Here is a 24,755-nt window from a genome sequence, read left to right on the forward strand (position 1 = left end):
CGCCTGACGCGGCAGGCGTATCCCATGGGTGTCTCCGAACCCTTCATCCGCCGGCCGATCGCAACTTCGCTGCTTGGCATTGCGCTGCTGATCGGCGGGCTGCTCGGCTATTTCGCGCTGCCGGTCTCGGCGCTGCCGCAGGTCGACTTCCCGACGGTGCAGGTGACGACGCAGCTGCCGGGCGCGAGCCCCGACGTGATCGCCTCGCTGATCACCGCGCCGCTGGAGCGGCAGCTCGGCCAGATCCCGTCGCTGACGGCGATGAACTCGACGAGCTCGTTCGGCGTCAGCCAGATCTCGCTGCAGTTCGACCTCAACCGCGACATCGACGGTGCGACCCAGGACGTGCAGGCTGCGATCAACGCCGCCGCTGGCGTCCTGCCCAAGACGCTGCCTTACCCGCCGACCTACGCCAAGGTGAACCCGGCGGATGCGCCGGTCATGACGCTGGCGCTGCGCTCGGACACGATCTCGCTGCGGGCGATGAGCGACATCGCCGACACGCTGCTGGCCCAACGCCTCAGCCAGATCTCCGGCGTCGGCCGCGTCTCCGTGCTCGGCGGGCTGAAGCCGGCCGTGCGCATCCAGGCCGATCTGGCGCGGCTTGCCGCCTACGGCATCGCCATGGAGGACTTGCGCGCAGCCATCGCAAACGCCAATGTCTCCGGGCCAAAGGGCTCGCTCGACGGTGCCCAGCAGTCCTACATCATCGCGGCCAACGACCAGATCGCCGCCGCCGAGGCTTACCGTCCCATCATCATCGCCTATCGCAACGGCTCGCCGGTGACGATCGGCGACGTCGCGCAGATCGTCGACGGGCTCGAGAACGACCGCACCGGCGGCTGGTACCAGGGCACGCCGGCCGTCATCATCGACATCCAGCGCCAGCCCGGCGCCAATGTCATTGACGTCGTCAGCCAGATCCGCGCCGAGATTCCGAAGGTGCAGCGTGCCATTCCGGCCGGCGTAAAACTGACCATCGTCTCAGACCGCACCGTCACCATTCGCGCCTCGGTCCACGACGTGCAGTTTACGCTCGTGCTTGCCGTCGTGCTGGTGACGCTGGTGGTGCTGCTGTTCCTGCGCTCGCTGCGCGCAACACTGATCGCGGGCGTGGCGCTGCCGCTGTCGCTGATCACGAGCTTCGGCATCATGTATTTTGCCGGCTTCAGCCTCGACAATCTTTCGCTGATGGCGCTGACGATCGGCACCGGCTTCGTGGTCGACGATGCCATCGTGATGATCGAGAACATCGTCCGCCACATGGAGAATGGCGACAACGCGATGCAAGCCTCGCTGAGGGGCGCCAGTGAAATCGGCTTCACAGTGATCTCGCTGACGGTGTCGCTGATCGCGGTGTTCATCCCGCTTTTGTTCATGTCGGGTCTTGTGGGACGCATGTTCCGCGAATTCGCGCTGACGCTGACGATTGCGGTCGTGACCTCGGCGGTGGTCTCGCTGACGCTGACGCCGATGATGTGCTCGCGCCTGCTCAAGCACACCCATGAGGAGCTGGCGGTGCCGGGCCTCGCCGCCATCAGCCGCTTCATCGATCGCACCGTCGAATTCTATCACCGCACGTTGCTCGTGGTGTTGCGGCATCAGCGCACCACGCTGGTGGTGACCTTCGTGACGCTGGCCGCAACACTCGTCCTGTATGTCGTCGCGCCAAAGGGGTTCTTGCCGCTGCAGGACACCGCCTCGATCACCGCGGTGACAGAGGCCGGCCCGGATGTCTCCTTCGCCGAGATGCAGAAGCGGCAGGCCGATGCCGCCGACGCCATCAAGGCCGATCCCGACGTCACAGGCGTCGTCTCGGTGATTGGCGCGGGTTCGGTCAATCCGACCACCAATGTCGGGCGCCTCGTCATGACGCTGAAGCCGCGTGGCGAGCGACGCGACGATATCGGAGCGGTCATTGCCCGGTTGAAGGACAAGGTCTCCGGCATTCCCGGCATGACCGTCTATTTCCAGCCGGTGCAGGACGTGCAGATCTCGACCCAGTCGAGCCGCTCGCAATACCAGTACACGCTGACCGGCACCGACGCGGCGCTGGTGTCGGAATGGGCACGCAAGCTCGTCGATGAAATGCGGCGCGATCCCTTGTTCCGCGACGTCTCCTCGGAAGCCCAGGAGGGCGGCCTGCGCGCGCAGCTCGAGGTCGACCGCACCCGCGCCGGCCAGCTCGGCGTCAGCCTGCAGGCCATCACCGACACGCTCAACGATGCTTTTGCACAAAGGCAGATCTCGACCATCTATGGCCAGGCCAACCAGTACCGCGTGGTGCTGGAGGCGCTGCCGATGTACCAGCGCGATCCCTCGATCCTGTCAAAGCTGTATCTGCCGGGCGGCGCCAGCGCGACCGCCGGCGCGCCCAACGCGCAAGTGCCGCTCGATGCGGTGGCGACCTTGAAGCGCACCACGGCGCCGCTGGCGATCTCGCACCAGGCGCAATTCCCGGCGATCTCGCTCAGCTTCAACCTCGCCCCGGGCGCCGCGCTCGGCGATGCCGTCGAGGCGGTGAAAGCGATCGAGACCCGGATCGAGATGCCCAACAGCATCGTCGGCGTCTATGCTGGCGATGCCGCCGAATTCGCCAAGGCGCTGGCCGGCCAGCCCTGGCTGCTGCTCGCCGCCGTGATCACGATCTACATCGTGCTGGGCGTGCTCTATGAGAGCTACATCCACCCGATCACGATCCTCTCGACGCTGCCATCGGCCGGCGTCGGCGCCATCCTGGCGCTGATGCTGTTTGGGCAGGACCTCTCGGTGATCGGCCTGATCGGCATCATCCTCTTGATGGGCATCGTCAAGAAGAACGCGATCATGATGATCGACTTCGCGCTGGAGGCCGAGCGCGGGCAGGGCATGCCGGCCCATGAAGCCATCGTGCAGGCCTGCCTGTTGCGCTTCCGGCCGATCATGATGACGACGCTCGCGGCGCTGTTCGGGGCGCTGCCGCTGGCGATCGAGAGCGGCACCGGCGCGGAGCTGCGCTTTCCGCTCGGCATCTCCATCATCGGCGGCCTGCTCCTGAGCCAGCTGCTGACGCTCTACACCACGCCCGTGATCTACCTCGCGCTCGACCGCATCAATCGCCGCCTCGAGCAGGCGCTGCCGCCGCCCGAGCCCGAGGCGCCCACGGCCGGCGCGACCGAGGGGATGCAGTGATGGCATCGCTCTCGGAACCGTTCATCCGCCGTCCCGTCGCGACCACGCTGCTGTCGATCGGGCTGTTCCTGCTGGGAGCGGTCGCCTACGAGTTCCTTCCCGTCGCTTCCGTCCCCAACGTCGACTTCCCCGCCATCTTCGTCTCGGCGAGCCGTCCCGGCGCCGACCCGTCGGTGATGGCGGCCACCGTCGCCGCGCCGCTTGAACGGCGGCTCGGTGAAATCGCCGGCATCAACCAGATCACCTCGACGTCGTCGCTCGGCGTCGCGAACATCCAGCTCCAGTTCGACATCGGCCGCAACATCGACAAGGCGGCGCGCGATGTGCAGGCCGCGATCAACGCGGCCCTCGTCGACCTGCCCAGCGACCTGCCGGCGCTGCCGCGCTTCCGGAAAGCGAACACGGCCGGCGCGCCGGTCTTCGTGCTGGCGCTGACCTCCAAGACGCTATCGGCGAGCGCGATTTACGACGTCGCCGATACCGTGCTGGCGCAGCGCATCTCGCAGGTACCCGGTGTCGGCGACGTGACGGTATCGGGCGCCGACCAGCCGGCGGTTCGGATTCAGCTCAACCCGGTGGCGCTGTCGAATGCGGGGATCGCCACCGACGACGTGCGTACCGCTATCATCAACGCCAACCCGCTTGGCCCCGTCGGCATCTTCAACGGCGAGCGCCAGAGCGAGACGCTGTCGCTGAACCGGCAGATGCGCACGGCGCAGGAATTCCGGGACATCGTGGTCAAGAGCTCGAACGGCAATTTCGTCCGGCTCTCCGACGTCGCCGATATCGAGGACAGCGTCCGCAACGCGCGCTCGATCGCCTGGTTCAACAAGCAGCCGGCGGTGCTGATCCAGATCACCAAGCAGGGGGACGCCAACGTCATCGACACCGTCGACCGGGTCAAGGCGCTGATTCCCGAGCTGAGGCAATGGATTCCGGCCGGCGTTGACGTGTCTACGCTGGTCGATCGGACCACCACGATCCGCGCCAGCGTGATGGATATGCAGTGGACGCTGCTTGCGACCGCCGGCCTGGTGATGGTCGTGGTGTTCGTGTTCCTGCGTCGGATCACGCCGACGATCGCCGCCGGCATCTCGGTGCCGCTGGCGCTGGCCGGCACCTGTGCCGGCATGTGGGTCGCCGGCTTCTCGATCGACAATCTGTCGCTTATGGCGCTGGCGATCTCGGTCGGCTTCGTCGTCGACGACGCCATCGTCATGATCGAGAACATGTTCCGCAACCTCGAGCATGGCATGCGGCCGATGCGGGCGGCGCTCGAGGGCGCCAAACAGATCGGCTTCACCGTGGTTTCCATCAGCCTGTCGCTGATCGCGGCGTTCACACCGCTCCTTTTCATGAACGGGATTCAGGGACGCCTGCTGCGTGAATTCTCATTGACGCTGACCTTCGCAATCGTGGTCTCGACCCTGGTGTCGCTGACGGTGACGCCGATGATCTGCGCCCATTATATCCGGCAGACAACGTCGGAGACCGCGACGCTGTTCGATCGCGTCATTGAAGGTTTGCTATCGCGTATCGTCGCCTTTTATGCCCGCAGCTTGCGCGCCGTGCTCGAATTCCCGCTGCTGACGCTGCTGGTCTTCTTTGCCACCATCGGTCTAACCGTAACGCTCTACATCAAGGTTCCCAAATCCGATTTCCCGGTCGACGATTCCGGCTTCGTCATCGGCGCGACGCGCGCCTCGGCCGACATCTCGTTCCAGTCGATGCTGAGCCTGCAGCAGCGGCTCGCCGACATCGTGATGCAGGATCCGGCCGTCGCCGGCATCGGGTCGACCGTCGGCAGTGGCGTCGGGGGCCCCGGTTCGGCGACCTCGAATCGTGGCACCATGTTCATCAGCCTGAAGCCGCCGGAAGAGCGCGATCACGTCTCGACCCAGATCGTGATCGACCGTCTCAGGAAGGCATTGTATCCCGTGCCCGGCATTCGTCTGTTCATGTTCGCCGCCCAGGACGTGCGCGCCGGCGGGCGGCAGAGCGATTCCAACTTCCAATATACGCTCTCCAGCACCGACCTCGATCTGCTGCAGAAATGGGCGCCGATCGTGGCCAAGCGGATGGAGACGGTGGAGGGCATCACCGACATCTCCAGCGACCGCGATCCCGGCGGGCTCCAGCTGACATTGAACATTGATCGCCAGAAGGCCGCGGCGCTGGGCGTCAGGGTGCAGGACATCGACAACGCCCTGAACAACGCCTTCTCGCAGCGCCAGATCTCGATCATCTACACTCAGCGCAACCAGTACATGACGGTGCTGGAGATCGATCCGAAATTCCAGGTCGACCCGTCCAATCTCGATCGCATCTACGTCGCCGGCGCTGGTGGCGTGCAGGTGCCGCTGTCGGCCGTGGTCCGCGCGACGCGCGGGCTTGCCGCGCTCGCGGTCTATCATTCGCAATCGGTGCCATCGACCACGGTATCGTTCAACACCTTGCCTGACGTCGTGCTCGAGGCTGCCACGCGGAACATCCAGCGTGCGGTCGACGAATTGCACATGCCCGAGGGCATCCGCGGCAGCTTTGACGGCAATGCCGGCGAATTTGCCAGGACCAGCAGTCGGCAGCCGCTCTTGATCCTCGGCGCGCTGGTGGCGATGTATATCGTGCTCGGGGTGCTCTATGAGAGCCTCGCCCATCCGCTCACGATCATCTCGACACTGCCTTCGGCCGGCCTCGGCGCGCTGCTGGCGCTGCAGATCACCAATACGCCGCTGACGGTGATCGCCTTCGTCGGCATCATCCTGTTGATCGGCATCGTCAAGAAGAACGGCATCATGATGGTCGACTTCGCGCTCGATGCCGAGCGCCAGCGCGGCCTGTCCTCGGCGGAGGCGATCTTCGAGGCCTGCCAGGCGCGCTTCCGTCCGATTCTGATGACGACCATGGCCGCGCTGTTCGCTGGCATTCCGCTCGTGGTCGCGACCGGGCCGGGCACGGAGCTGCGCCGTCCGCTCGGCATCACCATCATCGGCGGCCTGTTCGTCTCGCAGGTCCTCACCCTCTACACCACGCCGGTGATTTACCTCTTGATTGACCGCCTGCGTCGGCGGTCCGAGCCGCGTGCGCTGCCGGCGCCGGCGGAATAGGTTGTTGAACGGCTGTACCGAGCGTATAGCGGCGGTCATGTCGAACCCAGCCGAGACCACGGCCGCAGCGCCTGAGCCTGTCCCCGAATGCCCGCACTGCCAGAAGCCGATGCCGCTCTGCATCTGCGACACTGTCACGCCGATCGAGAACAAGCTCTCGCTCCTGATCCTGCAGCATCCGCAGGAGCAGGACAGGGCGCTCGGCACGGCGCGGCTGCTTGCCAGGCACTTTGAAGACGCGACTGTGAAGGTCGGCCTGTCCTGGCCGAGCCTGTCCAAGGCGCTTGGCCGTCCGGTCGAGAACGCCTCGCACTGGGCTGTGCTCTATCTCGGTTCGGCGCGCGCCGCGGACCTCGACGTCGAGGGCGAGATCGTCGCGCTCAACCGCAAGGGCGAGGTCGCGGAGAACCAGCGTGCCATTTTTGGCAAGCTCGAAGGCGTGGTGCTGCTCGACGGCACCTGGAGCCAGGCCAAGGCGCTGTGGTGGCGCAATCCCTGGATGCTGAAATGCCAGCGCGTGATCCTCAACCCCAAGCACCCATCGCGCTACGGTCGCCTGCGTCGCGAGCCACGCAAGGACGGGCTGTCGACCATCGAGGCAGCGGCGACGCTGCTCGCGGGGCTCGAGCGGCGCCCCGACATCGCCGAGACGTTGAACGCCAGTTTTGAACGGCTGTTGACGCGTTATCGCGAAGTCCAGGCCGAGATGCCTGAACTCGCGCCAAAGCCGGAACCCAAAGGCCGCCGGCGCGACTTCCGCCGCGGCAAACGGTCCTGACCTGGGCTGATCCCAATTCTGCGGTTGATTGCCTCGCGGTGAGAAGGCGTAAGCGCCCGGCCGGGGTTGCCTAACCCCCTGATCCCCTATATTGGTCCGCCCTTACGGGGCCACGTGGCGGAGTGGTTACGCAACGGTCTGCAAAACCGTGTACACCAGTTCAATTCTGGTCGTGGCCTCCATCACCAAACTTCTGATGTTTCAGCCTAAATCGTGATTCCGTTCGGTCCGCCAAGGGCGCGGACAGCAACTGCACGAGCCGCGCCCACCGGAATTGCCCGGGGCTTGCTGGAAACCCTCGATTCAGGCCCGATGGCATAAACTTCGCATCTGCGAAGGCATGCAGTCCTATCAATCGAGCGCTGGAGCACACGTGGGCGAGATCGTCCGGTTTATCCCGAAATCCGAGCTTGAGCGGGCTCGCCTTATTGCCGAGGCGCGCGCGATCTATGACAGCATCTTCCCGCCTGATGTGCCCGACAGGGCGCCGCAGGATGACAAGGACAGCGTCAAGAATTGATCGCAGACCCGTGGCCTGCCGTCAGGTTTGGCTAGGAGGTTTCAGCAGGTTTTCAGGAGGCGGCGTACCAGCCATCCGGAAAGGGCAGCAGGGGCCATGCGCCCTCATTGTCATTCGCGGCCTTGAGCGGCTTCTTAAGCGCTGCGTCGAAGCTCCACGGGCGGGGCACGAAGTCCTCCAGCGCCGCAGGCGCGAAAGTGTCGTGAATCATGGCGTCCCGGACGGCATCCAGCATCAAATTGAATTCGGCTTCGCTCATCACACCCTCCGGAACGCGGATGGCGGACTGTCGCAAAGCCGGTTTGTTGGCCGATTGACCCGATCGTTCGGATTTTAACGATCGGGCGATCGAGGTCCGTTTGGTTACCGATTTCTGAAGATCCCCGAACCCCCAGTAAATCCGGGGACCTCTAGGAAGTTCCAGGCGGCCGCCAGTGTGCAAGAAATCACATCCCCCGCGATTTATTCCTCCTACCTCTTTGCCCGCACCGGCCAACAGCGGCCGGTCCGGCAGGGCAGACAGGAGACTGGTCATGAAGGCGAGGTTCTTGCGGTTTGCGGGTGTGAGAAGCCGGGCGCGTCGCGCCTCCACAGTCGGCCTGTTCCTGACGTTGTTTGCATCAGCTGCGAATGCGCAGCAGGGCACACCGGAGCAGCGCCGGGCCTGCACGCCCGACGTCTACCGGCTCTGTGCCGGCGAAATCCCCAACGTCCGGGCCATCACGGCCTGTCTGCGTCGTAACCGCTCCAGCTTGAGCGAGGCTTGCCGCAGCGTGTTCGACCAGGCCGGCGGCTGACGCACTCCCTGTGGGTTTGTGCGCAGCAAGTGCTCGTGTGGCCTCGCGAATCCGGCATGGTCGGCCTGTGGATATGCTGCGGACAGGCTGTGGAGTGCTGTGGATTCCGACCGCAGATATGTTCGCCCGCGCCGTATCTGGGCGAGGTATCGGCATATCTCTGTCAAATGATCTAACCAGATGATTTCCAGGTTGCGTGGGCTATTGCGCAGGACGAGACCATTTGGTTCTTCCGAATTCGGAATTGCGTGCCGTCGTGCGCCTCCCGCGCGAACAGTTTTTGTGCAGCCGACTGCCCAAATCGCGGGCCGCTTCCATCCAATTTTTTGTACGCCCGCGGACAAGCTTTTCGGCTCGCCCTCCACCTAGGCTCCCTCCCGAGATCTGGAACATGGCCAACGCCATGACAATTCGAAGGAGCATGAGATGGACAGACGGGTTTTGCCCCAAAGATTGCACCACATGCGGCGGGGGATGTCGCGCGCATTGCCGTCGCGCACGGCCGCGCTCGGCGCCGCCATCGCGGTCGGCCTCGTTGCCGCGGCACCGTCGAGCGCACAGGCCGCGGCGCCCACTACCTGCGCCGCTCTCCAGGAGAAATATCCGGACTGGAAGGGCAAGACGCTCGTCAACGCCATCAACCCGCACACGCCGGGCTATGAGACGATCGATCCGAAGGATCCCAGCAAATATATCGGCTTCGACATCGATCTCGGCGAAGCCATCGGCGAATGCCTCGGCTTCAAGCTGACCTACAAGCCGGTGGTGTTCGCGGCGCTCCTGACGACGCTGTCCGCAGGGCAGGCCGACATCGTGATCTCCGACATCTACGCCACCAAGGAGCGCGCCAAGGCGGCCGACTTCATTACCTACTCAAAGGTGTTCGACGGCGTGCTGGTCGCCAAGGGCAATCCGAAGGGCATCAACGGCATCAACATGTCGATGTGCGGCGCGGCCGCGGCCGAAAACACCGGTTTTGTCGAGGTGCCGCTGGTTCAGGCACTGATGCCCGAGTGCAAGAAGGCAGGCAAGGCGGAGCCGACGGTCCAGCTCTACGACAACAACGCCAACTGCATCCAGGCGATCCTCGCCGGTCGCGCCGACACCTATGTCAACGACGTCAATACCGTCGACAGCGCGGTCAAGGCCTATCCGGACAAGCTGGAGAAAGCGATCGCGGTGACGATCCCGTACTCGGTCGGCATCGCCGTCCCGAAGGACAAGCCGAAGTTCCGCGACGCGGTGCTCGCTGCGCTGATCGAGGTGCAGAAGGCCGGCATTCACATGGAGCTCCTGAAGAAGCATGAGCTCGATGTGAACAACTTCAAGGAGCCGGACGTCCTGACGGCCGATTGATGTCGCTGTTCCTCCATTACCTGAGCATGCCGTATCTGCTCGAGGGCATCGAGCTCACCCTCGAGGTGACCGCCCTCGGGCTCGGCGGCGGATCGATCCTCGGATTGATCCTCGCCGGCATGCAGCTCTCGCGCTTCTGGGTGCTTGCGGCGATCGCGCGGGGCTACACCGTGATCTTCCGCGGCACGCCGCTGATCCTCCAGATGGTGTTCGCCTACGACGCGCTGCCGCATATCGGCATCAAGCTGCCGGCGGTGCTGGCCGCAGGTCTCGCGCTCGCCTGCAACGAAGCACCGTTCATCGCGGAGATGCTGCGTGCCGGCGTGCTCGGCGTCGATCGCGGGCAGGTGACGGCAGGCCAGGCACTCGGCATGACCCCGCGGGTACTGATGTGGCGCGTGATCGCGCCGCAGGCGATCCGCACCATGATTCCGGCCTTTGGCAACGAGGCCGTCAGCGCGCTGAAGAATTCCTCGCTTGCCTCCGTCGTCGCGGTGCAGGAGCTGACGCTGCGCTCGACGCAGCTGGCGTCCTCGACCTTCGACTTCTTCTCGATCTTCTTCGCCTCGGGGCTGCTCTATCTTGTGTTGACAGCGACCATTAGCGGCATCCAGCTGTTCGTCGAATGGCTGCTCGATCTCGACCGCACAAGCAGCCGTGAGCGCAAGCTCGCCGATTACCTGCCGTGGAGGCGCGTCGATCTCGCCACCAAGCTTACGTTCGCCGAGACCGCCTTGGCCGATCCCGAACCGGCGCCGGCCGAGCTTGCGGACACGCCACCGCTGGCCTTGACCCGCGAACAGCGCGCCCGCCGCGCCGCCACGATCGCGCGCAACAATATCGCGGTGGAGGCCAAGGGTCTCACCAAGAGCTACGGCAGGCAGAAAGTGCTCGACGGCCTCGACCTCACGGTCCGCGTCGGCGAGGTGGTCGCGCTGCTCGGGCCCAGCGGCTCCGGCAAGAGCACGCTGCTCCGCTGCATCAACCATCTCGAAAACTGGGACAACGGCTCCGTCCGCGTCGGTGGCCGCCGCCTCGGCTTTGCCGACGACGGCAAGCCCTTGACGCCGCGCGCCATCGCCAACGAACGCGCGAACGTCGGCGTCGGCATGGTGTTCCAGCAATTCAATTTGTTCGCCCATCTGTCGGCGCGGGAAAACATCGCGGGACCGCTGCGCTGGGTGCACGGCATGACCGGGATCGACGCCGATCGCCGCGCCACCGAGCTGCTCGACCGCGTCGGTCTCTCGCATCGTGCCGACGCACTGCCGCGGCATCTCTCCGGTGGCCAGCAGCAGCGCGTCGCCATTGCGCGCGCGCTGGCGCCGAACCCGAGCGTGCTGCTGCTGGACGAGCCGACCTCGGCGCTCGACCCCGAGCTCGTCAACGAGGTGCTGGAGGTGATCCGCCGTCTCGCCATCGACGATGGCCTCACCATGATCATCTCGACCCACCAGATCCGCTTCGCCGATGAGGTCGCCGACCGCGTCGCTTTCCTGAGCGGCGGTGCGATCATCGAAGAGGGGCCGGCGCACGAGGTGCTCTCCAACCCGCGCAATCCGCTGACCGCACGTTTCCTAAGCGTGATGGAAGCCGACAGGACCCCGGAGGCGGTGCGATGAGTCCCGCATCCGCGACGTTCAAGACTCCCGAAGAGGCCACCTCATGAAGCATTTCACGCTGCCGGTTTCGCCCAGAACCGTCCACTGGGGCTATTTCTCCAAGAAAGTTACGCCGGTGCTGACACTGCGTTCGGGCGATCGCGCCACCATCGAGACGCTCACCCATCACGCCAATGACGATTACGAGCGGATGATCGCGGGCGATCCCGGCGCCGAGAGCGTGTTCCAGTGGACGCGCGAGCACAAGGCGGTGGCGCGCCGCGGCTCAGGCCCGACCGAAGGCCCGTTCATCCGCGGCGCAGGCGAGGGGATCGGCGTGCATCTCCTCACAGGTCCGGTGGCAATCGAGGGCGCCGAACCCGGCGATATTCTAGAGGTGCGCATCCTCGATATCAGGCCGCGGCCGAGCTGCAGCGCCTGCCATGCCGGCCGCTGCTTCGGCTCCAATGTTGCGGCGAATTGGGGCTTTCACTATCACGACCTGATCGAGGAGCCGAAGCCGCGCGAGGTTGTCACCATCTTCGAGCTCGACACCTCAGGCGAGCCCTACGCGAAAGCCGTCTACAACTACGTCTGGACCCCGCAGACCGACCCCGACGGCATCGTGCATCCGACCATCGATTATCCCGGCGTCCGTGTCGACCACGCCACGATCAGGAAACGCGAGAACATCCTCGCGAGCGTGAAGGTGCCGGCGCGACTGCACTTCGGCACCATGGGCCTCGCGCCGTCGGAGGCCGATTTCGTCAGCTCGATCCCGCCGAGCTACACCGGCGGCAATATCGACGATTGGCGCATCGGCAAGGGCGCGCGCATGTTCTATCCGGTCGCGGTGCCAGGCGCCTATTTCTCGGTCGGCGATCCCCATGCCGCGCAAGGCGACAGTGAGCTCGGCGGCACCGCGATCGAAACCTCGCTGACCGGCGATTTCGAGTTCATCCTGCACAAGAAGGCTGATCTGGCCGGCACCCATCTCGAAGGCCTCGACCATCCCATGCTCGAGACCGACCACGCCTGGTCATTTTATGGGTTCACCTATCCGAACTATCTCGCAGCCCTCGGTGCCGACGCACAAACCGAGATTGCCAACCACTCAAGCCTCGACCGCGCGATGCGCGATGCGTTCCGGAAACTGCGCCGGTTCCTGATGACCGTGCATGGTCTCAGCGAGGACGAGGCGATCTCGCTGATGTCGGTGGGCGCCGATTTCGGCGTCACCCAGGTCGTCGATGCCAATTGGGGCGTCCACGGCACGATCAGAAAGAACATGTTTCGGTGCGAGTGATGGCCATACTCCGTCATTCCGGGGCGGTCCGCAGGACCGAACCCGGAATCTCGAGGTTCCGGGTTCTCGCTTCGCGAGCCCCGGAACGACTGGCAGGACAATCGCGGTGACCAACGAACCTCATCTGCAGCCCGTCGCTGCGACGGATGACCGCGTGCGTCTGGCACAGAGGTTGCTTCGATCGACCGCAATCTGGGTCGATCCGATGAGTTTTCGCCCGTTCACGAGCGAGTCCTACGCGCAAGACGACCGCCCTGAAGCCTGGCGGGACGTGCTGGCTGCGGTCGGCCTGCGACCGGCGGCGAATAACTCGTTTTATGACGGACACGCGACCGCCTCGCATCGTCATGCCACAGGCGTCGCGCTGACGCGCATGGCGGCGGGCGCGCAGAGCGTCGCACCGCTCGCGCAAGCGAATGACGATCCGCCGATCGCGTTGATGCCGGTCGAGGATGGCATGGTGCTGAAAAGCACGGCCGGTCATCGCATCGTTCCGGTTGGCCATCTGGTGCTGCTGCCGCGCAGCGGCGACTGGAGCATCGTGTTCCAGCGCGACATGCGCGCCATCGTGCTGGCCGTGACCTCGGAGGCGCTGCATGGGCGCCTCTCCGGCAAACCTCGGCTCGGCGAGCCCCGTGTCGTTCCATCAGGCGGATTCGCTGACGTCTTCGCCCGCCTGCTGGACGCGACCGCGCGCACGCTCGACACACTCGGCGATGCCGAGTGGAATGCGGTCGCGCAGTCGCTGGTCGATCTCCTGCTGACGCTTGCCCATCAGCAGGCCACCGCGACGTCAGACGCGGGATCGAGTGCGACGCAGGCCGCGCTGCTGCACCGGATCTGCCAGACCATCGAACGCCGTCTCGGCGATCCTGATCTGGTGCCGGTGCGCGTCGCACAGGCTGAGGGGATTTCCGAGCGCTACCTGCAAAAGCTGTTCGAAACCGTGGGCGACAACTTTACCCATTACGTTCGCGAGCGACGGCTCCAGCGCGCCTGGGCCGATCTGTCGAGCCCGACCGAAGCGCATCGCTCGATCTCGGAAATCGCCTACGCCTATGGCTTCGGCGATTCCGCCCATTTCAGCCGCGCCTTCCGCCATCGCTTTGGCCTCGCGCCGCGCGAGTTTCGCCAGCAGGAGGCCGAGCGCGCGACGTTGCAGCACGGTCTTGCCGGTCAGCGCGGCTGGCCGCAAGAGGCGCTTGCGCAGCTGCGCGTACATGCGAGCGCGGAGGCCTGCAGCAATGTCTTGCGCACGGACACCGAGGAGGCGAGCCCCGCCGGGCAACGGCATCATCATCTCCCGGTCGAGGCCAGTCGCGTCCATTGGGGCTACTTCAGCCGCTCGCTGCCGCCGCAGATCGAGATCGCTTCTGGCGACACCATCACGATCGAGACCCTGACCCAGCACGCCTCGGACGCGCCGGAGATGATGATCGCAGGCGATCCCGGCGCCGAAAGCGTGTTTGGCTGGACGGCCGCCAGGAAGAACGTCGACCGCCGCGGCGCGGGGCCTATGGATGCCAGCGTGTTTGGTCGTGGCGCCGGCGAGGGGTTTGGCGTCCACATCTGCACCGGGCCCGTTGCGGTGAAGGACGCGCAGCCCGGCGACGTGCTGGAGGTGCGCATCCTCGACATCGTGCCTCGCGCAAGTCGTAGCCCGGACCATGCGGGTCGCATATTCGGCTCTTCGGTGGCGGCGTGGTGGGGCTATCACTACAACGAGTTTCTCGGCGGCCCGAAGCCGCGCGAGATCGTCACCATCTACGAGATCTTCGACGACGCCGTGGAGCCGCACGCCCGCGCGCTTTATTCCTACCGCTGGGAACCGCAGACCGATCCCTTCGGTGTTGTGCACGCCACCTACGACTATCCTGGCATTCCCGTTGCACCTGCTACGATCAAGCGCCGGCATGCCGTGCTCGACGGCGTCCGTATTCCGCTGCGGCCGCATTTCGGCGTGATCGCGGTAGCACCGCGCGAGGTTGACTTCGTCGACTCGGTTCCGCCGTCCTATTTCGGCGGCAACCTCGACAATTGGCGGCTGGGCAAGGGATCGACGGTTTATCTGCCGGTGTCCGTTCCCGGCGCGCTGCTATCTGTCGGGGATTCCCACGCTACACAGGGCGACGGTGAGCTCAGTGGCACCGCGATTGAATGCTCGATGACCGGGACGTTCGAGGTGATCCTGCACAAGAAGGCGGATCTCGCCGGCCGGCCCTTTGCCGATCTCTCTTATCCCCTGATCGAGACCGCGACCGACTGGGTTCTGACCGGCTTCAGCCATCCCAATTATCTCGCCGAGTTCGGCGCGCAGGGCCAGAGCGAGGTCTATGCAACATCCTCGCTCGACCTCGCCATGAAGGATGCGTTCCGCAAGATGCGGCGTTTCCTGATGAACGTGAAGGGCCTCAGCGAGGACGAGGCGATCGCGCTGATGTCGGCCGCGGTCGATTTCGGCGTGACGCAGGTGGTCGACGGCAATTGGGGCGTGCACGCCATCCTCAGCAAGCGCCTGTTTCGGGACGCGTCCAAAACCCAGGGATCATTCGAGTGAAATTCCACATGATCAGCGGCGGACCGAAGCCGGTCGCGCCCTTCAGCCACGCCGTCGAAACCGACGGCTTTGTCTTCGTCACCGGCCAGATGCCGGATACGCCACACGCACCGGGCGTCCTGCCCGACGGCATCGTCGCGCAAACCCGTGCCGTGATGGAGAACTTGAAACTGGTTCTTGCCGGTCTCGATCTCGGCCTCGAGCACGTGGTGATGACGCGCGTGTACCTGACTCGCTTCAAGGAAGACTACGCCATGATGAACGAGACTTACCGCACGTACTTTGCACCCGGTTGCCTTCCGGCCCGCACCTGTGTCGGCGTCACCGGGCTTGCCTACGATGCGTTGATCGAGATCGATTTGGTCTGCCGGCGGCCATGACGGCCAGCCCCATGACGATTCAACCCGATCTCATCGCGCCTTAGTGCTTACCGAACCATTCCTCGTAGATCCGCAGATAGGTGTCGTTCTCGCGCAGCCCCAGAAGGGCTTCGTTGACCTGCTTGCGCAAAGGACTGCCGGTTGGGAAGACAATGCCGTAATCTTCCTTGTGAAAGACGTCGCCGACAGTCCGCGCCAATCCCCGGCCGTCATGAGTGGTGTAGTAGAGCAGGGCGGGTGCATCGAACACGACGGCGTCGACCTGCTGGTCCAGCAGCGCCTTGTAGAGGTCATCGACCTTCTCGAACTCGCGAACCTCTGCCTTGAGCTCGTTCAGATAGGCCGTTGCCGTGCTGCCGCGCGTGCTGCCGACTGTCTTGCCGACAAGATCCTGCTGGCCGTTGATCGGCCCCTTGATCTGCTGCACCGTCAGTGAAGCCGTCAGTTGGGCTGTATAGAACGCGACGAACACCACCCCCGTGAACATCCACAGCACGGCCACGATCCGGGCTATCCAGTGCCGCGGCATCTGATCGGCCTGGGTGGCCAGCGTGCCCGCCGCCCAGAACATCGCATGGAAAATCCCCGGAAAATATTTTTGGGTTGGAATGATGCCGCTGTGATGCGTGCGCTCGACCAGGAACATCAGGTGCGCCGGCACGAGGATCAGGAGCAGCGCAATGCCGAGCCAGACCAGCAGGGTGCGCGAGAAGAACAATTGCATCAGCTCGCGGAGCGGATTGGCTTCGACATTGACGGCCGTGCCGCGCACCAGGATTTGCAGGCCCGAGTTCATGATCGGCTGCGAGAAGTCGAACCTGTCCTCGCGCTCCGACGTGATCGAGATTGCCGCGATGGCGAGATCGGCTCGTCCGCTTGCCACCGCATCGAGCAATTCGCTCACGTCGGGCAACACGACATATTCGGTCTCGCGATTGAGCCGCTTGCCGATGCTGTTCCAGAGCTCGATGCTGAAGCCGCCCAGCACGCCGTTATTCTCGACGACCATGGGAGGCACGATGCGGGTCGCGACCCTCAGCTTGGCGGTCTCGGCCTCGGCCGTCGACCACGCCGCGCAGATGAGCAGTGCCAACACCGGCCCGCGTGCGATCCTGACGGCGAGTGCCCAGAGCAGCCGGGCGGTTCGCACTCGAGAGCCGGTCGCCTGATGCGGAGCAGTCATCGATCGTGTCCCGGTCTCGAACCGCGCTCGGCGGACGCTTGAGGGGATAGTCCCGTGACGGATTGATGGCCCAGTCCGGAATAAAACACCATCCCTTGCGTTGCCCGGCGGGCAAAACACCCAAGCAGCGGGTCAATCGGCGCGCGCGAAAATATTCCGTGTTACCGAAATTCGGCTTTGGCGTATTCATGCGTCACCTCTTCCCGGTCAGAGGGGCGTATCGCGATCGTCACGAACGTGGGGTGAGCCATGGTGGACGCAGGACGCGGAGCTATATCTGCGAGTAAGATGCGAGTTATCGGAGCGCCATGCAGGCCCCTCGCTCCGTCATTGCGAGCGTAGCGAAGCAATCCAGAATCCCTCCGCGGAAAGATTCTGGGTTGCTTCGTCGCGAAGGGCTCCTCGCAATGACGGTGGAGAGAGTGGAGCGCGTCAACCTCGTTCTCGCGCCCCGGCTCTGCGCCGCAACGTTTCACCTTGCAGCGTGTCCGGGACATGAGGCGGAGCTGCCAACTGCGTTGCCAATCGCTCCCTCGCATTTCGTCTCAAATTGCAACCAGCGCGTGCAAGAAGTCTTGATCGGCGGTGAGGTAGGAGTGATGGGCCGCCTTGAACGCGGCCCCAGGCGACAGCGACTAACCCATAGAGTGCACCAGGATCAGCGGAATTTGATCGAGCTTCCCTCATGGAAAGCACTAAAATGGTGCTTTAGTGCTTTCCATGAGCCCGTCGCCCCGAAATGCGCCATCGGCGCTTCGATACCGGCTTGCCCCTGACCCGGCCGCCAAGGCCGCGATGGAGGCGACGTTCCAGGCCTATGACCGCATGATGGAGATCCTGGATGAGGTCGCGCGGACCCACAATGTGGGCTCCAACGTCGTCCTGCTGCACGCCCATGCCTATGAGCCGATCCGCAAAGAGACCGCGCTGCCGTCGCGGCTGGTGACGCTGGGCCTGCGCGACCGCGCCGAGTACCGCGCGTCGCAAGGCCGCCGCCTGCCGCTCGACGACAAGCTCGCCAAGATCAAGGGCCCGGCCACCATTTCGATTTCGACCGTGCAGGGGCGGTTCAGCGTCCCCTTCGACTATGCCGGCTACGCGGAGGGCTGGGGGCAGAGCGTGCCCGCGCACCTGATCCGCACCGACGACGGTTTCGAGGTTCACTACGGCGTCACGCCGAACAGTCTGCCAGAGGAGGAGAACGCTATGGATACCATCGCAGCCGCTCCCGAGAATTTCCTGTCCCGGGTCGGACGTCTGATCGCCGGCATCGCCTATGACGCGATCGAGCAGGCGGAAGGCAACAACAAGCTGAAAGTCGTGGGCCAGGCCATCCGCGAGATCGAGCGCGCCGAGAGCGAGGCGCGCGATGCACTCGCCGCTGCCCGCGCCGAGGAATACCGCCTCAACGCCCGCCGCACCGAGATCGACCGCGAGATGACCGATCTTGCCGCCAAGATCGAGGGCGCGATCACAGGCGGCCGCGACGATCTCGCCCGCGCCGGCATCGCCCGGCAGATGGATCTGGAGGCCCAGTTCGAGGTGCTCTCCCGCGCCATCGACGAGAACAACGAGAAGATCGAGAGTAGCGTGACATCGCTGCGTGCCGTGCTCTCGGCGCTGCAGGATGCCGAGCAGCGCCGCGGCGATCTCGCAAAGAGCGAGGCGGAAGCAAGCCACCACGCTTCGCATTCGCCGCGTAAGCGCGGCGGCAGCGCCGCGGCGGCGAAGGCGCTGCGTGCGGGCAGGGCGGTGGCGCGCGTCACCGGCGTGCCGGCGGGCATTCCGTATTCCAGCGACATCGACGAGCTCAGCGCGCTGCATCGCGACAAGGAGATTGCGGCAAGGCTCGCGCGGTTGAAGTCGCGTTCCTGAAGAGTATCGTGTCATGAGCGCATTGCTCGAACACGTCATGGCGCCGGAGGTCCGGCCGTTTGCGATCGCGGCGGCCATGATCCTCATCGTCGGCGCGCTCGAAGTGGTCACGATGCTGGTCGGGGCCTCCTTGAGCGAGATGCTCGGCACCAGCATCGATTTCAGCCATTCCAGCGACAATGGCGTGATCAACGCCATCTCCTGGATCAATGTCGGCGGCGTGCCGCTCTTGATCTTCCTGCTGCTGGCGCTGGGCGCCTTCTCGATCACCGGCTTCCTGATCCAGGACGTCGCACGGATGGTGGCCGGGCCCTTGCCGGCTTCAATCGCTTCGCTGGCGGCGGTCGTGGTCTCGGTCCCGCTGGTCCGCGGCGCGAGCCGGGGTATCGCCCGGATCATTCCGAAGGACGAAAGCTACGTTATCGGCCTCGGCGATCTCGTCGGCCGCGTCGGTGAGGTCGTCGTCGGCCCGCTCGACCAGGGCCCGCCCGGTCGCGTCAGCGTCGCCGATATCCACGGCAACCGCCACTTCGTGCTTGCGGTTGCAGCGCCGGACTCGGCGCCGCTGCCGCAGGGAACCCTCGTCCTCCTGGTCGATCGTGTCGACACCCGTTTCGTCGCGGTGAAGGCAGACGATGAACTCAAACCGGCCAAAGCAACTCTAAGCCAGCAAGTCCATTAGCGGAGAAAGTTATGTTCGACATCGCAGTCCCGGCCATGATCGGCGTCGCGCTGATCGTCGTTTTGGGCATCATCTTCACCATCCTTTACAAGCGCGCCACGCGCGACGAGGCCTTCGTGCGCACCGGCCTCGGCGGCAAGAAGGTCGTGCTCGACGGCGGCGCCATGATCCTGCCGATCTTCCATTCCTATGCCAGCGTCAACCTGAAGACGCTCAGGCTCACGGTCGAGCGCAAGGAGCGGGAGTCCCTGATCACCAAGGACCGGTTGCGCGTCGACATCGTCGCCGAATTCTACGTCCGCGTTCGCCCCGACGACGAGAGCATTGCGCTGGCGAGCCAGACCTTGGGCGCGCTGACCAATGACGCCGAAGCCCTGCGCAACCAGGTCGAGGCGAAATTCGTCGACGGCCTGCGCTCGGTGGCGGCGACCATGACCATCCTGGAATTGCAGGAAAAGCGCAGCGATTTCGTCAAGCACGTGCAGGCAACGGTCGAGTCCGACGTGAAATCCAACGGCCTCGAACTGGAGTCGGTGTCACTGACAAAACTCGACCAGACCGACGTGAAGTTCTTCAACCCCGAGAACTTCTTCGACGCCGAAGGTCTGACCCAGCTCAAGACCATCACCGAGACCCGCCGCCGTGACCGCAACGCCATTGTGCGCGACAACGAAGTCGCGATCGCCCAGAAGGATCTTGAAGCGCGCCAGCAGACGCTGGGGATCGAGCGGACCAAGAAGGAGGCCGAGCTGTCGCAGGAGCGCGACATCGCCAACAAGACTGCGAGCACGCGCGCCGAGGTCGCAACCGCAACCCAGACCGCGCGCCTGACGGAAGAGAACGCCCGCATCGACACCGATCGGGCGGTCGCCGAGAAGGAAGCGGGCGCGAAACAAATCAAGGAGACCGCAGTCATCGAGTCGGATCTTGCGATCAACAAGCGTAAGACCGACGCGCAGCGCGAGATCCAGATCGCCACGCAGGAGAACGAGATCCAGATCGCGGCCAAGAGCAAGCAGACCTCGGAAGCTGTCGCCGAGGCCAAGACGGCCGAAGCGCTTGCCGTTTCCGCCGAAGAAAAGGTGGTCACCGCGCGCGCCGTCGAGGTCGCGGACCGTGCCCGTCTGACCCAGGTGCTGGCCGCACGCACCGAGGCCGAACGCAAATCGACCGAGCTGATCGTCGCGGCCGAAGCCGAGAAGAGGGCCTCGCTCGACCGCGCCGAGGCCGTCAAGACGCTGGCGACCGCCGAAGCTGAATCCAACAAGATCAAGGCGGTTGGCGTGCGCAACATCGGCGAGGCCGAGGCTGCCGTCATCACCATGAAGAACGAGGCGCAGAACAAGCTCGGCGCCAACGTCATCGATTTCGAGATCGCCAAGAAGCGGATCGAGACGATGCCCTCGGCGTTGGCGGAGATGGTCAGGCCGATCGCCAACCTCAAGGACGTCCGCATCCTTCACACCGGCGGCGCGTTCGGTGGCAATGGCAACGGAGCTGTGGGCGGCGGCGTCGGCTTCGGCGAGGGGCTCGCCGGCGAGCTGCTCAAGGTGCACGCGCTGCGACCGATGATCGACGAGATCCTGCGCCAGAGCGGCTTTGCGCCCGGCGATGATCCCGTGAAGGCGCTGGTCGGCGCCGTGACCGGCAAGGCCAATGGTGCGGCGGGTACGCCGGCGGCGGTGCCTGCGCCGGAGAAAACCAACTCGGCCGATCTATGAATGCCGGTTCATTGCTGCTGAGAAGTCGGAACGATAAGAACGTCCCGTGCGCGTCTCGCGTCGCGCACGGCTCCGGAGCGCGGTTCGATTGCGTGTTGAGCCTTTCGACTGCGCTCCGGACGAATTTCTCGAGGCAACGCCATTTGTTGCCGCGGCGCCTGCGCCGATCGACGTCGGGCGCTGAGGCCTGTTTCGATCGGGGATTTCATATGAAGTATTTTCTCTCCGGGCTGATCGCCGTTGGCCTGTCTGTCGCTGCCACGGCAGCCTTCGCCGCCGATGCCCGCAACGTCACCGTCGTCAACGAGACCGGCTACGCCATCAAATTCCTCGGCTTCAATGCCCCTGACGATGGCCTGGACGAATGGGACAACGAACTTGACAAGGTTTTGCAGAACCAGGCGAGCACCTATGTCGAGTTCGACGATGACGATGAGGGGTGCGTCTGGAACATCCGCGTCGACTGGCAGAACTATGACGAGTCTGTCCTCTGGAAGAACGTCAACCTCTGCAAGTTTACGGCGCTGCGGCTGCGCTACGACCCCGGCACCAAGACCACCTCGTTCGTCGCCGAGTAACTCGGCCTGACCGAGGCCTAACAAGCCCGCGGGGAGGGCTCGATCAGCCCTACCTCGATGCTTTGCGGATGATGACGAATTCGTCCTTTGCAAGCGCAATCGGCTTTGTTATACGCAGCGCGCGCGAACGAACGGTTCGCCCTTTTCCTCGGTAGCTCAGCGGTAGAGCATCCGACTGTTAATCGGATGGTCGCTGGTTCGAATCCAGCCCGGGGAGCCAAATTCCGCCTTACTTTCAATAATTTGCAGGCGCATATTGATGTGGCGCGCGATCTTGCTCGATTGGTCTCTCAACCCGTCGCACGGCCAGGCCCCGCAGAATCGTGTTCAAGCGGATGTGTACGTCGAGACGCACACCGTAACGCAGACGGCACCAAATCGACTTAATTCACATCGAGCTTCGTTGGGCCGGACCCTTACGGAGCTGATTCCCATGCCCGACATCCAGATCGACCGTGCCGACCAGGCCCCCTCGATTCTGCCGGCTGATATCCCTGAATTGAGCGACGATCAGTGCCTTGCCTGTCTCGCTCGCGCGGTCGAGACACCCGATTCGGCGCGGCTGGACGAAGTGGCGGCCCTGATTGGCCGTCTGGCGGTCGCGATCGAATAAGCCTTCGCACCTCTATGCGCTGACGTTGCGCAGCCGCTGGCTGACCGGCCAACGGACGTGTTGCGTTTTCGCGGAGCCTGTTCCAAAGATGCCGCCAAATTCATCTTTCGCGGCATCGTCCGCCTTGCAGGGTCCGCAAATGTCCGGTTTCTCGACCGCGCGCCAAAAAATGGTCGATGGCCAGGTGCGCACCAATGACGTCACCGATCGCCGCATTCTCGATGCCATGCTCACGGTTCCCCGCGAGGCCTTCGTGCCGGCGGGCCGGCAGGCTCTGGCCTATCTCGACCTCGATCTCGATGTCAGCGAGAGCGGCGCCAAGCGCTTCCTGATCAAGCCGCAGCTCACCGGCAAGCTGCTCCAGGCCGCCGAGATCGGCGAGGGCGACAGCGTACTGGTGGTCGGCTGCGCGACCGGCTATCTCGCGGCGCTGACCGCGAGGCTCGCGCGCCAGGTTACAGCCACGGAAAGCGATTCGGCTCTGGTGGCCAAAGCCAAGGACGCCTTCGCCGCGCTCGGGCTCACCAATGTGACCTGCAAGGCTGCCGCCTGCACCGAGGGCGAGCCGGCCGGCGCGCCCTATGACGTGATCGTCCTCAACGGCGCCACCGAAGTGACGCCGGACGGCCTGTTTGGCCAGCTCAAAGAAGGCGGGCGCCTGGTGGGGGTCTCGGCCGAATCCAGGCCCTCTCGGGCCATGATCGTGACCCGCTCGCACGGCGAGTTCGGCTACCGGCCGCTGTTCGACGCGGCTGCCCCGGTGCTGCCCGGCCTGGAACGGGCCCCTGCCTTCGTCTTCTGACGACCGAAACCCCGTAAAATCCCGTTCTGAATCAGAAGTGTGGCCGGGATGCTGCACGTGAAGAGTTTCCACTGAGAACCACCGGGAGGTGGTTCCGTCGCGCTTGACCGCGTCTTATGTTGCGGCGGGGCAACGACTCCACTCGGATACGGTAACCAGGCTCGCGGGCACGAGCCTGGCGTGAGAATGAACGGAATTTCAGGGATGCATGGGGTGAAGCTTTTCACCGGAGCAGCGGTTTCGGTCCTGCTGATGGCGCTTGCCGGGCCGGTGCCTGCATTGGCGGATACGATCGAGGCTGCGCTCGTGCGCGCCTATCAGAACAATCCGCAGCTCAACGCACAGCGTGCGCAGGTGCGCTCGACCGACGAAGGCGTGCCTCAGGCCCTGTCGGGCTATCGCCCGAAGGTCAATCTGAGCCTCAGCAGCGGTTATCAATACCAGGACGTCCAGCCGACGCAGAAGGGCCTCGCGATCCATAGCGACCCGCCGCTTCAGCCCAACGCCGCCAGCGTGAGCGTCAGCCAGACGCTCTACAATGGCAACCAGACCGCCAACAAGACGCGCGCGGCGGAGAGCCAGGTCTCCGGTACGCGCGAAGCACTGCGCAGCATGGACCAATCCGTGCTTCTGAGTGCAGCTACGATCTATATGGACTATCTGCGCGACTCCGCGACATTGGAAGTCCAGCGCAGCAACGTGCGCGTGCTCGAACAGACGCTGAAGCAGACGCGTGATCGCTTCAACGTGGGCGAAGTGACACGCACCGACGTCGCGCAGTCCGAAGCGCAGCTGGCTGCCGGCAGGACTCAAGCGTTGACCGCGGAATCGACGCTCACGACGACGCGCGCGAATTTCCGCCGGATCATCGGCAACGAGCCGACGAATCTGGCGCCGGGCTCCCCGGTCGACCGATTCCTGCCGCCAACGCTCGCCTCGGCCGTCGAGCTCAGCCTGACCCAACATCCCGACGTCACGGCTGCGATGTACGGCATCGACGTCAACTATCTCCAGGTCAAGATCAACGAAGGCGCGTTGCTGCCGACTGTTACGGTCGCGGCGACTGCCAGCACGGCCTACCAGCAGCAGCTGACGGTCTTCCGAACGAGCACCGCGTCAGCCATCGCGACGGCCTCCGTGCCGATCTTTCAGGGCGGCGCAGAATATTCGCTGATCCGCCAATCGAAGGAAAACCTGGCGCAGCAACGTCTGAACCTCGAAAAGACTCGCGACACTGTTCGCGCCAACGTGGTGCAGTTCTGGGGGACTTTGCAGGCCGGCAAGGCGCAGGTGCAGTCCGCGCAGGCGCAGGTCACCGCGTCCGAGATCGCGCTGAACGGTGTGCGCGAGGAAGCCAAGGCCGGTCAGCGCACCACCCTCGACGTCCTCAACGCCCAGCAGGCGCTGGTCAATGCGCGCGTCGCGCTGGTCACCGCACAGCACGATCGGGTCGTCGCATCCTACAACGTGCTCGCCTCCGTTGGCCGCCTTGCACCGCAGGTGCTCGGCCTCAACACCACCGTCTACGATCCGAGCGTGCACTACCAGCAGGTCCGCGACAGCTGGGTCGGCGTGCGCACGCCTGACGGACGCTGATTGCCGTAGTTCTCCGGTCGGCCTCGCAAACTGCCGAGACCGACCGGTGCCTTGCTTGCAATCGTCAAAATCCCTGACATAGCCTTGCCAAGATGCTGCCGATCGATTCGGCCCGCATCCGATGTTGCGTGC

The 24,755-nt window shown here is 64.6% G+C and carries 19 protein-coding genes and 2 tRNA genes; 19 read left to right on the top strand and 2 right to left on the bottom strand.

Annotated elements, in window-relative coordinates:
• The first annotated feature begins 24 nt into the window (after nt 1-24).
• The 5 genes from XH80_RS11965 (at nt 25) to XH80_RS11985 (ending at nt 7,576) form a co-directional block, all read left to right on the top strand.
• Nucleotides 25-3,171, top strand: a complete 3,147-nt coding sequence (locus tag XH80_RS11965) for an efflux RND transporter permease subunit (RefSeq protein WP_271598769.1) — start codon at nt 25-27, stop codon at nt 3,169-3,171.
• Entirely contained in the window at nt 3,171-6,278 is a 3,108-nt protein-coding gene (locus tag XH80_RS11970; RefSeq protein ID WP_271598770.1) for an efflux RND transporter permease subunit, read from the top strand. The genes XH80_RS11965 and XH80_RS11970 overlap by 1 nt, the downstream gene beginning before the upstream one ends.
• Nucleotides 6,279-6,315: 37 nt before the next feature.
• Complete coding sequence (locus XH80_RS11975) at nt 6,316-7,056, top strand: tRNA-uridine aminocarboxypropyltransferase (protein ID WP_271598771.1); 741 nt, start codon at nt 6,316-6,318, stop codon at nt 7,054-7,056.
• 108 nt (nt 7,057-7,164) lie between these two features.
• Nucleotides 7,165-7,238 (top strand) — tRNA-Cys (locus tag XH80_RS11980).
• A 191-nt stretch (nt 7,239-7,429) separates the two neighbouring features.
• Complete coding sequence (locus XH80_RS11985; protein WP_167354006.1) at nt 7,430-7,576, top strand: hypothetical protein; 147 nt, start codon at nt 7,430-7,432, stop codon at nt 7,574-7,576.
• A gap of 52 nt (nt 7,577-7,628) precedes the next feature.
• Here the strand turns inward: XH80_RS11985 and XH80_RS11990 are convergent, their stop codons facing one another.
• Nucleotides 7,629-7,835 carry a hypothetical protein gene (locus XH80_RS11990; RefSeq protein WP_271598772.1) on the bottom strand — a complete coding sequence of 69 codons (207 nt, stop codon included), beginning with the start codon at nt 7,833-7,835 and terminating at the stop codon, nt 7,629-7,631.
• A 274-nt stretch (nt 7,836-8,109) separates the two neighbouring features.
• On the opposite strand from XH80_RS11990, the gene XH80_RS11995 reads away from it, so the two are divergent.
• From XH80_RS11995 to XH80_RS12020, 6 genes are all read left to right on the top strand, one after another.
• Complete coding sequence (locus tag XH80_RS11995; protein WP_057756641.1) at nt 8,110-8,373, top strand: hypothetical protein; 264 nt, start codon at nt 8,110-8,112, stop codon at nt 8,371-8,373.
• 462 nt (nt 8,374-8,835) lie between these two features.
• Nucleotides 8,836-9,729 (top strand): ABC transporter substrate-binding protein, encoded by an 894-nt coding sequence (locus XH80_RS12000; protein WP_271598831.1) that lies wholly within the window; start codon nt 8,836-8,838, stop codon nt 9,727-9,729.
• Nucleotides 9,729-11,351 (top strand): amino acid ABC transporter permease/ATP-binding protein, encoded by a 1,623-nt coding sequence (locus XH80_RS12005; RefSeq protein WP_271598773.1) that lies wholly within the window; start codon nt 9,729-9,731, stop codon nt 11,349-11,351. The genes XH80_RS12000 and XH80_RS12005 overlap by 1 nt, the downstream gene beginning before the upstream one ends.
• Before the next feature lie 43 nt (nt 11,352-11,394).
• Complete coding sequence (locus XH80_RS12010) at nt 11,395-12,636, top strand: acetamidase/formamidase family protein (RefSeq protein ID WP_271598774.1); 1,242 nt, start codon at nt 11,395-11,397, stop codon at nt 12,634-12,636.
• A 205-nt stretch (nt 12,637-12,841) separates the two neighbouring features.
• Entirely contained in the window at nt 12,842-15,193 is a 2,352-nt protein-coding gene (locus XH80_RS12015) for an acetamidase/formamidase family protein (RefSeq protein WP_271598832.1), read from the top strand.
• Complete coding sequence (locus XH80_RS12020) at nt 15,190-15,573, top strand: RidA family protein (RefSeq protein WP_271598775.1); 384 nt, start codon at nt 15,190-15,192, stop codon at nt 15,571-15,573. The genes XH80_RS12015 and XH80_RS12020 overlap by 4 nt, the downstream gene beginning before the upstream one ends.
• A 40-nt stretch (nt 15,574-15,613) precedes the next feature.
• Here XH80_RS12020 and XH80_RS12025 read toward each other — a convergent pair whose 3' ends face one another.
• On the bottom strand, nt 15,614-16,756 hold the full coding sequence (locus XH80_RS12025) for a transporter substrate-binding domain-containing protein (protein WP_271598776.1): 1,143 nt from the start codon (nt 16,754-16,756) through the stop codon (nt 15,614-15,616).
• Nucleotides 16,757-17,467: 711 nt separating this feature from the next.
• Between XH80_RS12025 and XH80_RS12030 the strand changes: the two genes are divergently transcribed.
• The 8 genes from XH80_RS12030 (at nt 17,468) to XH80_RS12065 (ending at nt 24,623) form a co-directional block, all read left to right on the top strand.
• Nucleotides 17,468-18,631, top strand: a complete 1,164-nt coding sequence (locus XH80_RS12030; protein WP_271598777.1) for a PspA/IM30 family protein — start codon at nt 17,468-17,470, stop codon at nt 18,629-18,631.
• A gap of 13 nt (nt 18,632-18,644) precedes the next feature.
• Entirely contained in the window at nt 18,645-19,313 is a 669-nt protein-coding gene (locus XH80_RS12035; protein ID WP_271598778.1) for an OB-fold-containig protein, read from the top strand.
• A gap of 11 nt (nt 19,314-19,324) precedes the next feature.
• A complete protein-coding gene (locus tag XH80_RS12040) occupies nt 19,325-21,034 on the top strand; it encodes a flotillin family protein (RefSeq protein WP_271598779.1) in 1,710 nt (569 codons plus the stop codon).
• Between the two features lie 209 nt (nt 21,035-21,243).
• Complete coding sequence (locus XH80_RS12045; RefSeq protein ID WP_271598780.1) at nt 21,244-21,612, top strand: hypothetical protein; 369 nt, start codon at nt 21,244-21,246, stop codon at nt 21,610-21,612.
• A 145-nt stretch (nt 21,613-21,757) separates the two neighbouring features.
• Nucleotides 21,758-21,832: transfer RNA gene (locus XH80_RS12050), tRNA-Asn, on the top strand.
• A gap of 213 nt (nt 21,833-22,045) precedes the next feature.
• Entirely contained in the window at nt 22,046-22,225 is a 180-nt protein-coding gene (locus XH80_RS12055; RefSeq protein ID WP_057754932.1) for a hypothetical protein, read from the top strand.
• A 139-nt stretch (nt 22,226-22,364) separates the two neighbouring features.
• Nucleotides 22,365-23,027, top strand: coding sequence for a protein-L-isoaspartate O-methyltransferase family protein (locus tag XH80_RS12060; protein WP_271598781.1), 663 nt, complete (start codon nt 22,365-22,367; stop codon nt 23,025-23,027).
• A 204-nt stretch (nt 23,028-23,231) separates the two neighbouring features.
• Complete coding sequence (locus XH80_RS12065; RefSeq protein ID WP_271598833.1) at nt 23,232-24,623, top strand: TolC family outer membrane protein; 1,392 nt, start codon at nt 23,232-23,234, stop codon at nt 24,621-24,623.
• The last annotated feature ends 132 nt before the right edge of the window (nt 24,624-24,755 follow it).

Source organism: Bradyrhizobium sp. CCBAU 45384, from assembly GCF_028128665.1.
Lineage (GTDB): Bacteria > Pseudomonadota > Alphaproteobacteria > Rhizobiales > Xanthobacteraceae > Bradyrhizobium > Bradyrhizobium manausense.